The organism is Streptomyces sp. enrichment culture, from assembly GCF_964272895.1.
Lineage (GTDB): Bacteria > Actinomycetota > Actinomycetes > Streptomycetales > Streptomycetaceae > Streptomyces.
Genome location: NZ_OZ186832.1, coordinates 7,056,960 through 7,070,382, shown reverse-complemented (window position 1 = coordinate 7,070,382; position 13,423 = coordinate 7,056,960). Strand labels below are relative to the sequence as shown.

13 protein-coding genes are annotated in these 13,423 nt (G+C 73.2%); 10 read left to right on the top strand and 3 right to left on the bottom strand.

Annotation, left to right across the window (positions count from 1 at the left end):
- Positions 1-1,035 (top strand): SPFH domain-containing protein, encoded by a 1,035-nt coding sequence (locus ACSU6M_RS31570; protein WP_437074364.1) that lies wholly within the window; start codon positions 1-3, stop codon positions 1,033-1,035.
- A gap of 23 nt (positions 1,036-1,058) precedes the next feature.
- On the opposite strand, the gene ACSU6M_RS31565 is transcribed toward ACSU6M_RS31570, so the two are convergent.
- The 3 genes from ACSU6M_RS31565 to ACSU6M_RS31555 all read right to left on the bottom strand — a co-directional run bounded on the left by ACSU6M_RS31565 (position 1,059) and on the right by ACSU6M_RS31555 (position 4,590).
- A complete protein-coding gene (locus tag ACSU6M_RS31565; RefSeq protein WP_437074362.1) occupies positions 1,059-2,288 on the bottom strand; it encodes a serine/threonine-protein kinase in 1,230 nt (409 codons plus the stop codon).
- 322 nt (positions 2,289-2,610) lie between these two features.
- The gene (locus tag ACSU6M_RS31560) at positions 2,611-3,915 is read right to left on the bottom strand and encodes a M28 family metallopeptidase (protein WP_437074360.1); all 1,305 of its coding nucleotides are present in this window, start codon (positions 3,913-3,915) and stop codon (positions 2,611-2,613) included.
- Between the two features lie 333 nt (positions 3,916-4,248).
- A complete protein-coding gene (locus ACSU6M_RS31555) occupies positions 4,249-4,590 on the bottom strand; it encodes a hypothetical protein (protein WP_437074359.1) in 342 nt (113 codons plus the stop codon).
- A 346-nt stretch (positions 4,591-4,936) separates the two neighbouring features.
- On the opposite strand from ACSU6M_RS31555, the gene ACSU6M_RS31550 reads away from it, so the two are divergent.
- From ACSU6M_RS31550 to ACSU6M_RS31510, 9 genes are all read left to right on the top strand, one after another.
- A complete protein-coding gene (locus ACSU6M_RS31550) occupies positions 4,937-6,430 on the top strand; it encodes an FAD-binding oxidoreductase (RefSeq protein WP_437074357.1) in 1,494 nt (497 codons plus the stop codon).
- 274 nt (positions 6,431-6,704) lie between these two features.
- Positions 6,705-7,106, top strand: a complete 402-nt coding sequence (locus ACSU6M_RS31545; protein WP_437074356.1) for a hypothetical protein — start codon at positions 6,705-6,707, stop codon at positions 7,104-7,106.
- Between the two features lie 116 nt (positions 7,107-7,222).
- On the top strand, positions 7,223-8,809 hold the full coding sequence (locus ACSU6M_RS31540; RefSeq protein WP_437074355.1) for an ABC transporter substrate-binding protein: 1,587 nt from the start codon (positions 7,223-7,225) through the stop codon (positions 8,807-8,809).
- 26 nt (positions 8,810-8,835) lie between these two features.
- Positions 8,836-9,804: an ABC transporter permease gene (locus ACSU6M_RS31535; RefSeq protein WP_437074354.1), complete on the top strand. Its 969-nt coding sequence runs from the start codon at positions 8,836-8,838 to the stop codon at positions 9,802-9,804.
- On the top strand, positions 9,794-10,687 hold the full coding sequence (locus tag ACSU6M_RS31530) for an ABC transporter permease (protein ID WP_437074352.1): 894 nt from the start codon (positions 9,794-9,796) through the stop codon (positions 10,685-10,687). The genes ACSU6M_RS31535 and ACSU6M_RS31530 overlap by 11 nt, the downstream gene beginning before the upstream one ends.
- Before the next feature lie 56 nt (positions 10,688-10,743).
- Entirely contained in the window at positions 10,744-11,655 is a 912-nt protein-coding gene (locus tag ACSU6M_RS31525; protein ID WP_437075431.1) for an ABC transporter ATP-binding protein, read from the top strand.
- On the top strand, positions 11,648-12,319 hold the full coding sequence (locus ACSU6M_RS31520; protein ID WP_437074350.1) for an ABC transporter ATP-binding protein: 672 nt from the start codon (positions 11,648-11,650) through the stop codon (positions 12,317-12,319). Before ACSU6M_RS31525 ends, ACSU6M_RS31520 begins: the two co-directional genes overlap by 8 nt.
- A 243-nt stretch (positions 12,320-12,562) precedes the next feature.
- Positions 12,563-12,808, top strand: a complete 246-nt coding sequence (locus tag ACSU6M_RS31515) for a chaplin (protein WP_437074348.1) — start codon at positions 12,563-12,565, stop codon at positions 12,806-12,808.
- Between the two features lie 200 nt (positions 12,809-13,008).
- Complete coding sequence (locus ACSU6M_RS31510) at positions 13,009-13,335, top strand: SCO0607 family lipoprotein (protein WP_437074346.1); 327 nt, start codon at positions 13,009-13,011, stop codon at positions 13,333-13,335.
- Positions 13,336-13,423: the final 88 nt, after the last annotated feature.

Here is a 13,423-nt window from a genome sequence, read left to right as displayed (position 1 = left end):
ATGGCTGCTTCCGCGTCCTACGTCGCCGGGTTGATCCTCGCGCTCATCGCGATCTTCACCCTCGTCCGTGCGGTGCGGATCGTGCCGCAGGCACGCGCGCGCAACGTGGAGCGGCTCGGCCGCTACCACCGGACCCTGAATCCGGGTCTCAATCTCGTCATCCCGTACATCGACCGCGTGCACCCGCTGATCGACCTGCGGGAACAGGTCGTCTCCTTCAGACCGCAGCCGGTCATCACCGAGGACAACCTGGTGGTGGAGATCGACACGGTCCTCTACTTCCAGGTGACCGACGCGCGCGCGGCCTTCTACGAGATCGCCAACTTCCTCCAGGCGGTGGAGCAGTTGACCGTCACCACCCTGCGGAACGTGGTGGGCTCCATGGACCTGGAGAAGACCCTCACCTCCCGCGACACCATCAACAGCCAGCTGCGGGGCGTGCTGGACGAGGCCACCGGCAAGTGGGGGCTGCGGGTCAACCGGGTGGAGATCAAGGCGATCGACCCTCCGCAGTCCATCAAGGAGGCCATGCAGAAGCAGATGCGCGCCGAACGGGACAAGCGCGCCGCGATCCTGGCCGCCGAGGGCCAGCGGCAGTCGCAGATCCTGACCGCCGAGGGCGACAAGCAGGCCGCCGTCCTGCGCGCGGAGGGCAACCGGACGGCCGCGATCCTGGAGGCCGAGGGCCAGTCGCGGGCCATCGACGAGGTCTTCCAGGCCGTGCACCGCAACGACCCCGACCCCAAGCTCCTCGCCTACCAGTACCTGCGGGCCCTGCCCGAGCTGGCCCAGGGTTCCGGAAACAACTTCTGGGTCATCCCGAGCGAGATCACCACCGCCCTCCACGGCGTCTCCAGGGCCTTCAGCGAGGTGCTGCCGCCGTCGCCGGCCACCCACGAGAAGCCGGCCGGCGACCACCGGGCGGCCCAGGCCGCCGACGACACGGCCCAGGCGGCCCAGGCGGCGGCCGAGGCCGTCGCGGACGCCGTCGAGGCCGACACCACCACCCCTCGCCCTCCCGGCCGGGAACGGTAGGTCCGCAGGTCCGCGACGGGGCGTCAGTCCCTCTCCTTCTCCTCCTCGTCCTTGCCGTCCCTCTTCTCCCTCTTGTGCTCGTCGTCCTTCTTCCCGTCTCCCTCGGCGTCCTTGTGCTCCTCCTCGCCCGTGCGCTCCTCGGAGGTGTGCTCCGGCACGAAGAGCGAGGGCGTGACGGACGGGGCCTCGTTCATGGGGACGGGTGCGGTGGGGGCGGGGGCGCCGGGGTCGTCGCCGTCGCCGGAGGACAGGGTGGCGCCGACGCCGGCCGCCGCGGCGAACAGGGCGAGGCCGGCGACCGACAGGAGCGCTCGGGGCGAGGCACGGCGGCGGCCGCGCCGCGCGGCGGCGGGTCTGGACGCGGGGGGCGGAGCCGGCGCGGGCGCGGGAAGCACGGCGGTCGCCGCGGCGGGCGGCAGCGGTGCCGTGGGCTCCATACGGTGGTCGGCCCCCGTCAGCCAGGCGGCGACCTGTTCCGCCGTGGGCCGCTCGGCGGGGTCCTTGGCCAGCAGGCGTATGACGTACTCGGACAGGGGGACCGGGATCTCGGGGCGCAGTCGGTGGGGCGGTACCGGCACGCTCTCGATGTGCTGCCGCACCACGGCCACGGCGCCGGAGCCGGGGAACGGGGGCCTGCCGGTGAGGAGTTCGTACAGGACGCAGCCGAGGGAGTAGACGTCGGAGGCGGGCTGCGCGGGGCGGCCCAGTCCGCGCTCGGGGGCGAGATACGCGGCGGAGCCGACGATCTTGCCGGTGGCGGTCAGGGTGCTGGCGGAGTCGTCCGCGAAGCGGGCTATGCCGAAGTCCGTGATCTTCACGGTCCGGTCGGCGGTGAGCATCACGTTGGCGGGCTTGATGTCCCGGTGGATGACGCCCTGGCGGTGCGCGGCGGCCAGGCCCACCGCCATCTGCGCCGCGATGTCGGCGGCCTCCCGCGGGGGCAGGGCGCCGCGCATCGACCGCTCCTGGGCGAGGCTCCAGCCGTCGACGAGTTCCATGACCAGGTACAACTGGCCGCCCTGGGAGCCGAAGTCGTAGACACCGACCAGGTTGGGGTGGTTGAGCCGGCCCGCGGTCCTGGCCTCCATGCGGAAGCGCTCGGCGTCCGTGGTCGCCGACTGGTCGGACTGCCCGGACTTCAGGAGCTTCACAGCGACGGGCCTGTTCAGGACATGGTCGGTGGCGTGCCAGACCTCGCCGATCGCGCCGCGCCCCAGCGGGTGACTGAGCTGATACCGATCCGCTACGAGCAACGTCCACACCCATTCTCGACCAGGGCAACACACCGTCCCGGCACCGCCGTTCACGCGGTTCCCAGAGCTCGGGGCCGGGATGATCAGCCTACCGGCGCGCCGGACGGGCAGACATCGGGGGGACGACGTGCCGGTCCGTCACCGGCGCGTGAGCCCGCCGGAGCGCGGGGGTGCTCGGCCGAACCGGGGTCACCGGTCCGCACTGCCTACAGCGCACGGTCCCGCCCAGGTGTCACACCCGCGTCGGACCGTGGGGTCGGCGATCGGACCGGCTGGAGCCCGGGTGGGTCGGGACAGGCCGCCGACCCACCCGGGGGGCCTGTCACGGGAAGGTCAGCTTGAAGCCGTTGATGTAGCCGGTGTCCTGCGCGGCCCGGTCCTGGACCCGCAACCGCCAGGTGCCGTTGGCGACCTCGGACGAGGCGTTGACCGAGTAGGTGGTCTGGACGTTGTCGGCGGAGTCGGAGGACGAGTACGGCTTCAGGTTGTAGACCGTGCCGTCGGGGGCGACGAGGTCGACGACCAGGTCACCGCGCCAGGTGTGGATGATGTCCACCCCGACGGGGAGGCTGCTGGGCGCGTTGCCGGTGATGCCGGTGACGGCGACGGAGGAGGTCACCGCGGCGCCGTTGTCCGGGATGGACACGTCGGTGGTGTTCTCGAAGACCTTGCCGGGCGGCGGGGTCGTGCCGGAGGACAGGGTCCAGATCGCGTGGGCGACGGCGTCGCTGTTGCGGTCCAGGGCCGTGTCGTTGATGTTCGCGGTGGTGTCGCAGGAGGAGTGGTAGCAGCGGTCGAAGGCGGTCGTGGTGCCGCCCCACTTCTGCACCTGCGCCGAGGTCTTGGTGCGGCTGGCGCCGGTGAACAGGCCGCCGACCGGTATGCCCACGTTCTTGAAGGAGGCGTGGTCGGAGCGTCCGTCGCCCTCGGTCTCGATCTCGGTCGGTACGCCGAGGCCGGCGAAGTAGTCCTTGAAGGTCTTCTCGATGACCGGGTCGTCGTCGTAGACGAAGTAGCCCGGATTGGGCGAGCCGATCATGTCGAAGTTGAGATAGCCGCTGATCTTCGCGCGCTCGGTGCTCGGCAGGTTGTTGACGTAGTACCGCGACCCGACGAGGCCGAGCTCCTCGGCGCCCCACCAGGCGAACCGCAGGTGCTTGGCGGGCTGGTAGCCGGCTCGGGAGACGGCGAGGGCGGTCTCCAGGATCGCCGCCGAACCGGAGCCGTTGTCGTTGATGCCCGGTCCGGACGTCACCGAGTCGAGGTGCGCGCCCGCCATGACGACCTGGTTGGTGTCGCCGCCGGGCCAGTCGGCGATGAGGTTGTAGCCGGTGGTGCCGTTGTACGTGAACGTCTGGACGGTCGTGGTGAAGCCGGCCGCGTCCAGCTTGGCCTTCACGAAGTCGATCGACGCCTTGTAACCGGCCCTGCCGTGGGCCCGGTTGCCGCCGTTGGCGGTGGCGATCGACTGGAGGTCGGCGAGGTGCTGCTTGACGTTGGCCACCGATATGTCGGGCGCGGCGGCGACGCCGGCCTCCTCGGCGGTGGCGGGGACGGCCCCGGCGAGCAGTCCGGCGAGGACTGTGCCGGCGAGCGCGAGGGTCCGTCTGCGAACGGAGAGGTTCATGTGGGGGCTCCGTGATTCCGAACTGAGGATGGGTTGCGGAACGTGCAAGACGCCCCGCTCATCGGTTGATGCGGGGCGCTGGAGCTGTGTGGTGCCTGGGCCGTTGCCTGGTGCGGCTGTGCGAGCTGAATGTTCGACGACGGGCTGACTCAACGTCAAGAGTCCGGGCAGGATCCCGGTTGGCCGGGGTGCTAATGCGCGGTACGTCCCGGTGAACCGTGGCCGGGACCGAGCGGCCGGGCGCCGCTCACGGTGAACGGCGCGGCGCGCGTTTCCTGCGATGTACCGGTCCCCGAGGGGCGGCGCGGGTGTTCCTCTCCCGCCCGATGCCGCCTACCAGGTGTCCTTCTCCACCGGCCGGCATTCATGGCCTCTGACGGCGCCGGTGCCGCCGCCGTCGACCCGGACACAGAGCCAGTCGTTGGTGGTGCCCCAGTCCCGGATGTAGACGCCGTCGCCGTCGGTCGGGTCGTAGACCCTCGTGCAGCCCTCGCCGACGAGGACGCCGGTCTCCGGCTCGTCGTAGGTGGAGTCGCAGTCGTGGTAGTAGGGGTGGGGCGCCGACCGGGCGGGCGAGGCGGCGGCCGCCGAGGGGGTCAGGAGGGTGGCGCCGCCTGCCGTCAGCAGGCCGAGCGCGAGGGCGAGGGCGGACAGTCGCGTCGTGGTAGCGCGCATGGACGTACCTTTCTCGTGGGGTCGGAGCGAGGCCGGTGGTGGACACCACCCGGTCTCGCGCCTGACCGTTCCACCCGCTCACCCCGCTCACGCGCCGCTTCCCCCGAACGCCGGAGGTCCGGCGACCACCCCGAGGCCCCGCTGCCCCGCGACGCGGACGACGGCTGCGCCGTCTGGCGGGGCGTGCGCCCGCGCGTACGTGCGCGGATGCGCTCCCGCGGCCTCTGCGCCCTGCGCATGAACAGGGACCGCGCACTGGGTGTCGCGGTGCGCCCGCGGGCGCTGTCGATCATCGTGGGCCTGCCGTGCGGTGATCGTCCGAGAACGCCAGACAAGGGGCACCACCATGCAGATCAGTCGGAGAAGTGTCGTACGCGGGAGTGTGGCCGCCGTGACCGGGGCGGCGATGCTGACGGGCGCGGGGGCTCTCCCCGCGTTCGCGCGCAGGGGCACGGTGCCGGTCGAGTCGGCGGCCTGGCGTGAGCTGCGGGGCGCGCTGAGTCCGGGCGCGCGGTTGTACCGGCCCGGCCAGCAGGGGTACGCGGGGCAGGCCACGGCGGACAACCGGCGCTACGCCCATGTGCGTCCGGCGGGCGTGCTGGCGTGTGCCACCGAGCGGGACGTGCGGGTGGCGGTGCGCTGGTGCGCCCGGCACGGGGTGCCGTTCGCACCGCGGTCCGGCGGCCACAACTACGCCGGGTTCTCGACCACCGACGGACTGGTGATCAGCCTGCGGCCGATGAAGCAGGTGGGGGTGAAGGGCCGTCGGCTGCATCTCGGCGGCGGCGCCACCAACTCCGATGTGTACGCGGCCCGCGCGTCGGGCCTGTACTTCCCCGGCGGGCGCTGCCCCGGCGTGGGGGTGGCGGGGCTGACGCTCGGCGGGGGCCTCGGCTTCAACGACCGCAAGTGGGGGCTCACCTGCGACCGGCTGGTCGAGACCCGTGTGGTGCTCGCCGACGGCAGTGTGGTGCGCGCACGGGACGACGAGAACGCCGATCTGTTCTGGGCCTGCCGCGGGGGCGCCGGGGGCAACTTCGGCATCAACACCGCGTTCGTCTTCGACGCGGTGCCAGTGAACCGGCTGCGGGCCACCGTCTTCGACCTCGTCTTCCCGCTGACGGTGGCGGAGCGGGTGGTCGACGAGATGCAGCAGCTGCTCGTCGCCGACCACGCCGGTGATCTGGACGTGCGGATCGGCTTCAAGCACGCCGGGAACGGCAGCGCCGGCCTGTGGGTGCTCGGCCAGCGCATCGGTGCGGTGCCGGCCGCCCGCCGTGCGCTCGCCGGATTGCTGGCGCTGCGGCCGACGCGCACGTTCGTCGAGGAGCGCGGCTTCTGGGCGGCGCAGGACCACCTCATGGACGAGCCCGGCACGCCGGGCTGCTACGCCTCCAAGTCCCTGGTGCCCCAGCGGTGGCTGGACCCGGAGACCGTGGCGCACCTCGCCGAATGGACGCGGACCTGGCGGCCCGGCCCGGCGGCCGCGACCGGTTACGTCACCCTGTTCGCCATGGGCGGCGCGAGCGACGCGCCGCGCCCCGACGAGACGGCCTACCCGCACCGCGGCGCCACCTATGTCATCGACGTCGGCACGCACTGGAAGCCGGGCACCGCACCGGAGCACGTGCGCGCCCTGCTGGAGCAGACCGGCACCGTCCACCGCGCCCTGCGCCGCCGGCTGCGCACGGACGCCGCGTACGTCAACTTCCCCGACCCCGACCTGCGGGACTGGAGGCACGCCTACTACGGCGCCAACTACCAGCGCCTCACCCAGGTCAAGCACCACTACGACCCCTCCGCCCTCTTCCGCTACGGACAGGCCGTGGGCCAGCCCTGACCCCGCACGGGGCGCCGACACGCCTCGGCGCCCCACCGGCCGCGCTCGCCCCCCGTTCGCCGCGTTCACCGGCCCCTTCCCCGGCAGCCCGGTCCCGCCGCCGTCCTCCGCCCCCGCCGTCCCCCGTCCCCGCCGTCCCCCGTCCCCGTTCTTCCGTTCCCGACGTCCTCCGCCCCCGCCCCACCCGCTGCCGAACGGACCTCCGCCCCAACCCGACGGACATCGACGGCCCCGACCCGCGCCCCCGGTGCCCTTGGTGCGGACAGTGGACGCCATGACGATGAGCTTTCTCGCGCACCGGTGGCCGACCCTGCTGGCACTGGCGCTGGCACTGGCCACGTTCCTCGACGGGATGCCGCCGACGCGTTTCTTGGCGGCGCTGCTGGTGGTGATGCCGCTGTGCTACCTCGCGTTCGGCGCGGCCCGCGGCGAGTTCGGCGACCGGCGGGCGCTCGCCGTCCAGCTCGCCGGTCTGGCGGGCTTCGTGGCCCTGGCCGCGGCGGCCCTGGCGGCCGACGGCGAGCTCGCGCTGTGGGTGCTGGCCGGCGGCTGGTGCGCGCACGCGGTCTGGGACCTGGCGCACCACCTCTCGGGCGCGGTCGTGCCCCGTGCCTGGTCGGAGTGGTGCGGTGTCGTCGACGCCTCCGGCGCGGCGGCGATCGTCCTGCTGATCTGACCTCGCCCGGCCCCGCCCGCTGTCGTGAAACCCACTGGCGGGGGGTGCTTCCTGAGCCGGGCTTATCTGCAACTAATATGCAACAGCCAGCTCAGCGCAATAAGGGTGTGAGGTACATGACCGTCCCACGGATACGCGTGGCCGCCGTCGCCGCGGCCACGATCACCGGGCTCGCCGCCTGCTCGGCCCCCGGCGGCGGCTCGGGCGGCGGCGACGCCGCCGACTCCGTCGTGATCGGCGTGGCCTCCGAGCCGGAGACCCTCAGCCCGCTCCTCGGCTACGGCAAGGACGGCAACTCGAAGATCTTCGACGGACTGCTCGAACGCGACGCCGACCTCAAGCTGAGACCGGCCCTGGCCGAGGCGCTTCCCAAGGTCAGCGGTGACGGTCTCACCTACACCTACACCCTGCGCGACGGCGTGGAGTTCAGCGACGGTGAGCCGCTGACCGCCGAGGACGTCGTCTTCACGTACGAGACGATCCTCGACGCCAGGACGAACAACACCGCGCGCAGCGAACTGGACGCCGTCGAGCAGGTGCGGGCGGTCGGCGACGACAAGGTCGTCTTCACCCTGAAGTACCCCTACGCGCCCTTCGCCGGGCGTACCGTCCTGCCGATCGTGCCGGAGCACATCGCGGGCGGGCAGGACCCCAACACCGGCTCCTTCAACACCGAGCCGGTCGGTACGGGACCGTACGTCCTGACCGGCTGGAGCAAGGGCGAGAAGCTCACCTTCAAGGCGAACCCGAACTACTGGGGCGGCGCGCCGAAGGTGAAGAAGGTGACCATGGCGGTCATCAAGGACGACGACGTACGCGCCACCCGGCTGCGCGCCGGCGACCTCGACGGCGCGGTCCTCCCGCCCGCCCTGGCCGCCACGTTCGAGAACGACGGCGACAAGCGGACGTACGAGGCGACCTCCTACGACTTCCGTGCCGTCACCCTGCCCACCGCCCACCCGGTCACCGGCGACCGCGCGATCCGGCAGGCCCTGGACGCCGCCGTGGACCGGCGGGCGATGGTGGAGAAGATCCTCGACGGAGCGGGGCGCCCGGCGTACGGGCCGCTGCCGAGCGACGACCCCTGGTACGCCGAGGGCATCGAGCGGGAGAAGGACCTGGCGAAGGCCGAGCGGGTGCTGGAGCGGGCCGGGTGGAAGCCCGGCGGGGACGGGGTGCGCGTCAAGGACGGCACCCGCGCCGCGTTCACCCTGCTCTACCCGGCGGGCGACAAGGTCCGCCAGGACCACGCCCTCGCCTACGCCTCCGACGCCAAGAAGGCCGGCATCGACGTGACGGTGGAGAGCGCCACCTGGGAGGTCATCGAGCCGCGGATGAAGCGGGACGCGGTCCTCGCGGGCTTCGGCAGCAGCGGCGACCCCGACTTCGGGCTCTACACGCTGCTGCACTCCTCCCTGGCCGGTGACGGTTTCAACAACATGGCCCGCTACGACAATCCGGCCGTGGACCGGGCCCTGGACGCCGGCCGCCGCACCCAGCAGGCGCCCGCCCGCAAGGCCGCCTACGACACGCTCCAGCGCGAGCTGCTGAAGGACCCGGGCTACACCTTCCTCACCCACATCGACCACCTGTACGTCCTCGCCGACCGCTGGGACGGGCTGACCACCCAGGTCGAGCCCCACGAGCACGGCTTCGCCAGCGGCCCCTGGTGGAACCTCCAGGACTGGCAGCCGAAGAAGTGACCCCCGCCTCGCTTCCCTGGGGGGCGATGGCACGGCTGGCGGGGCGGCGGCTGCTGTTCGCCGCCCCCGTCCTGCTCGTCGTCACCTTCGGCGTGTTCGCGATCGCCGCCGCCTCCCCCTTCGATCCCGTCAAGGCGTACGCCGGGACGGCCGCCCTCGGTGCCGACGCCGAGACGCTGGACCGGCTGCGCGCCAACCTGGGCGTGGACGAGCCGTTCGTCTCCCGCTGGTGGGACTGGCTGACCGCCGCGCTCGGCGGCGACCTCGGCCGGTCCAGCGTGATGCGGCAGCCGGTGGCCGAAGTCATCGGCGAACGGCTCGTGTGGTCCTCGCTGCTGTGCGCGGTCGCGTTCGCGGTCGCCGTCCTGCTCGGCACCCTCCTCGGGGTGCTGGCCGCCCGCCGTCCGGGCTCCTGGCTGGACCGGGTCATCACCTCCCTGGCGTACACGCTGGAGGCCGCGCCCGTGTTCTGGGTGGCGCTGCTCGTGGTGTGGCTGTTCGCCCTCCAGCTCGGGATGCTCCCGGCGGGCGGTCTGACCGACACCGCCAGCGAGCACGTCACGCCGGGGCAGGTGGCGAGCCATCTGGTGCTGCCCGCGGGCGTGCTGGCCGTCTCCCAACTGCCGTGGTTCACCCTGTACGTCCGTCAGGGCGTCGCGGACGCGCTCGCGGAGGATCCCGTACGGGGCGCCCGGGCGCGAGGGCTGAGCGAGCGGACCGTGCTGTTCGGTCATGCGCTGCGCTCGGGTCTGCTGCCGGTGCTCACCCTGATCGGGTCGCGGGTGCCCGAACTCATCACCGGCGCCCTGCTGGTGGAGAGCGTCTTCAGCTGGCCGGGCATCGCGGCGGCGACCGTCGAGGCGGCCACCGCCGTGGACTTCCCGCTGCTCGCCGCCCTGACCACGCTCGCGACCGCCGCCGTGCTCCTGGGCAATCTGCTCGCGGACCTGCTGTACGGACTGTTCGACCCGAGGGTGAAGTTCAGTGAGATGTGACTCCGCCGCGCCCGCGTCCGCGCCGACCGTGTGGCGCTCCCACGGCGCCAAGCGCCGCTCCACCCGCACGCTGCGGGTGCGGGTCTCCGCCGTGCTGGTCGCCGCGAGCGTCCTGGCCGTGCTGCTCGTGCCCCCGCTGGTGCAACTCGACCAGCAGGCCGTGGAGTTGGCCGACAAGCTGCTGCCGCCGAGCTGGTCGCATCCCTTCGGCACCGACGACCTCGGCCGCGATCTGCTGGTCCGCTGTGTGTACGGGCTACGGGTGTCCCTGCTCGTCGGGGTCGCGGCGGCGCTCACCGCGACCGTGCTGGGGACGGCCGTCGGTGCCGCCGCCGGGGCGCTGGGCGGCTGGGCGGACCGCGCTCTGATGCGGGTGGTCGACGCGTTCTCGTCCGTGCCGCATCTGCTGATGGGCATCTTCATCGTGGCCATGTTCCGGCCCGGTGTATGGCCGGTGGTCGTCTCGGTGGGGCTCACGCACTGGCTGTCCACCGCGCGGATCGTGCGCGCCGAGGTGCTGACCCTGCGCTCCCGCCCCTACATCGACGCCGCCGTCTCCGGCGGGGCCTCACGGTGGCGGGTGGCGGTACGGCATCTGCTGCCCGGCGTGCTGCCGCAGGCCGCGCTGGCCGCCGTACTGATGGTGCCGCACGCCATGTGGCACGAGTCGGCGCTGTCCTTCCTCGGGCTGGGGCTGCCCCCGCACACGGCCAGTCTCGGCACGCTCATCCAGGGCGCCCGCGGTTCGCTGCTCGCCGGGCAGTGGTGGCCGACGCTGTTCCCGGGCCTGTTCATCATCCTGCCCACCCTCGCCATCGCCGGGCTCGCCGGGGCGTGGCGGGAGCGGATCAACCCCCGCCGCCGATCGGAGCTGATGCTGTGACTGTCGAGGAGCGGTCCCCCGTGCTGTCGGTACGGGGGCTGTCGGTGCGCTTTCTCATGCCGGGCGGCCGCCGGATCGCGGCCGTCACGGACGCGCACTTCGAGGTGGCGGCCGGTGAGTGTCTGGCCCTGGTCGGGGAGAGCGGCTGCGGCAAGTCGGTGCTGGCGTCCGCCCTGTTGGGGCTGCTTCCGGCCAACGCCCGGACGGCGGGCGAGGCCCGCCTCGGGGAGCTGGACCTGCTGGCGGCCGGCGAGCGGACGCTGGCCCGCCAGGTGCGCGGCCGCCTCGTCGGGTTCATCCCGCAGAGCCCGGCGGCGCATCTCACACCGGTCCGCACCATCCGCTCCCAGCTGCAGGAGACGGTCCGCGCGCTGAAGGGCGTCCGGGAGCGTGCGGCCCTGCGCTCGGCCGCGGAGGCCGCCGCCGTACGGGCGGCGTTTCCCGCGGACCACCTCGACCGGCATCCGCACGAGCTCTCCGGTGGCCTCGCCCAGCGGGCCGCCACCGCGCTCGCGCTGGTCGGCGACGCGCCCCTGCTGCTCGCGGACGAGCCGACCACCGGGCTCGACCGTGATCTCGTGGACCGTACGGTGGACGAGCTGCGGCGCCCGGTGGACACGGCCGGCCAGGCCCTGCTGGTGATCACGCACGATCTGCGGGCCGCGGAGCGCATCGCGGACCGGGTCGCCGTGATGTACGCGGGCCGGATCGTCGAACTCACCGACGCGAAGGTCTTCTTCGGCGCGGCCGGACCCCGCCACCCGTACAGCCGGGGTCTGCTCCAGGCGCTCCCCGACCGCGCCTTCTCCCCCATCCCCGGTCTGCCCCCGGAACTCGGCGACCTGCCGGCGGGCTGCGCCTTCGCCGCCCGCTGCGACCGGGCCGACGACGCCTGTGCCGCGCTGCCGCCGCTGACGGACGCGGTCGCCTGCCACCACCCGAACGTGCAGGAGGAACTCCGTGCTTGAACTGCGCCGCGTCACCGCCGGATACGACCGCAGGAACCCCGTGGTGCGCGGCGCCTCCCTGTCCGTCGCACCCGGCGAGGCCGTCGGTCTGCTCGGCCCCAGCGGCTGCGGCAAGTCCACCCTCGCCCGCGTGGCCGCGCTGCTGCACCGCCCCGACTCCGGCACGTTCCGGCTGGACGGCACGGTGGTGGACCGCTGGCGCCACCGTGCCCCGCGCGCACTGCGCACGGCCGTGGGCATCGTCTTCCAGCAGCCGCGTCTCTCCGCCGACCCCCGGCTGCGGCTCAGCGACCTCATCGCCGAGCCGCTGCGCGCCACCGGCCGCCGGGACGCCGTACCCGACCGGGTCGCCGAACTGGCCGACACCGTCGGTCTCACCCCCGACCTGCTGACCCGCCGCCCGCACGAGGTCAGCGACGGCCAGCTGCAACGGGCCTGTCTGGCGCGGGCGCTGGTGCTGCGCCCGCGCTGGCTGGTGTGCGACGAGATGACGGCCATGCTCGACGCCTCCACCACGGCCGCGCTGGTGACGGTGGTCGAGGACTACCGCCGTACGACCGGCGCGGGCCTGCTCACCGTCGGCCACGACCGGGTGCTCCTGGAGCGCTGGTGCGACCGCACGCTCGACTGGGCCACCCTGGCACAGGAGGCACCGGCGCCCTAGCGCGTCACGGCTCGGGCCTGCGCGGCGGCGCTGGTGGCCTGGGGTGCCCGGTCGCGGATGCCGTCGGCGATAACGGACCGCGCGGGCATCGGCACCGGGGCGAGCGGCCACGGACGGCTGCCGCGGGGCTGCCCCCGTACGGGTGACGCGGGTCCGTCGACCGGCCCACCGGCGTTGCCGTCGCCTGCCGCGCGGAGGACGGTCCCTGGTGTGGAACCGACCCATCCCCCTCAGGAGGTACCCATGCGCAGGCACAGCACCCTCGTCGCGGCCGCCCTCGCCGTCGTCGTCACCCTCGGCGGCGCCGGTACGGCGATAGCCGCCGAGCCCGATCCCACCGCCACCGGCAGCGCCTCCGACTCGCCCGGCGTCGCCAGCGGCAACCTCGTCCAGCTGCCCATCGACCTTCAGGCCAATGTGTGCGGCAACACGATCGACATCATCGGGCTCCTCAACCCCGCGTTCGCCAACCACTGCACCAGCACCTGAGCTTCGCCGACGCCGGCGGCGCCACCGGGCGGCCCGGACATGACGTCCGTGGCCGCCCGTCCTTTCGGCGTCGGCGCCGCACGCGCGCGGCGAGGGAGCGGGTCTGAGCATCCGCGCGAACGGTTCTGAGTACGCGTACTCAGGCCGCGGCGATCTTCGGCGGCGACAGTGAAGGAGCCGACCGAACACCAGGAGCCGACATGCCCACCGCCCCCAGGTCCAGCCGACCCGCCCCCGCCCTCCGGGCGGCCGCCGCCCTCGCCGGCCTGGCCGCGACGGCGGCACTGACCGGGTGCTCCCTGCTGGAGTACCGGGAGAACATCTGCCGGAGCGGCGAGTATCCCGTCCTGGCGGTGAACAACAGCGGCTCCGGCTGCGTCACCGACGGCGAGGCGCCCCCGCCGGGATACGCGCGCTACCCCGAGGGCAAGGTGCCGCGGCAGGTCGACGACGAGTGGGACGTGTACTGGCGCACCCACACCCTCGACGAGCACGGCACCGTCGTCCCCGCTCCGGACGACCACTGACGGACCCCGGCGCGTCAGGGCCGTGCCCGGTACGGGGAACCGACCGCCGAGGTCCAGGGGCGAGGCCCAGGGCCTGTCGTCCGGAACT

Coding starts and splice junctions, on each gene's coding strand:
- ACSU6M_RS31540 (WP_437074355.1), top strand. CDS start 7,223: ATGACCGTCCCACGGATACGCGTGGCCGCCGTCGCCGCGGCCACGATC.
- ACSU6M_RS31570 (WP_437074364.1), top strand. CDS start 1: ATGGCTGCTTCCGCGTCCTACGTCGCCGGGTTGATCCTCGCGCTCATC.
- ACSU6M_RS31515 (WP_437074348.1), top strand. CDS start 12,563: ATGCGCAGGCACAGCACCCTCGTCGCGGCCGCCCTCGCCGTCGTCGTC.
- ACSU6M_RS31510 (WP_437074346.1), top strand. CDS start 13,009: ATGCCCACCGCCCCCAGGTCCAGCCGACCCGCCCCCGCCCTCCGGGCG.
- ACSU6M_RS31535 (WP_437074354.1), top strand. CDS start 8,836: ATGGCACGGCTGGCGGGGCGGCGGCTGCTGTTCGCCGCCCCCGTCCTG.
- ACSU6M_RS31545 (WP_437074356.1), top strand. CDS start 6,705: ATGACGATGAGCTTTCTCGCGCACCGGTGGCCGACCCTGCTGGCACTG.
- ACSU6M_RS31550 (WP_437074357.1), top strand. CDS start 4,937: ATGCAGATCAGTCGGAGAAGTGTCGTACGCGGGAGTGTGGCCGCCGTG.
- ACSU6M_RS31555 (WP_437074359.1), bottom strand. CDS start 4,590: ATGCGCGCTACCACGACGCGACTGTCCGCCCTCGCCCTCGCGCTCGGC.
- ACSU6M_RS31525 (WP_437075431.1), top strand. CDS start 10,744: ATGCCGGGCGGCCGCCGGATCGCGGCCGTCACGGACGCGCACTTCGAG.
- ACSU6M_RS31560 (WP_437074360.1), bottom strand. CDS start 3,915: ATGAACCTCTCCGTTCGCAGACGGACCCTCGCGCTCGCCGGCACAGTC.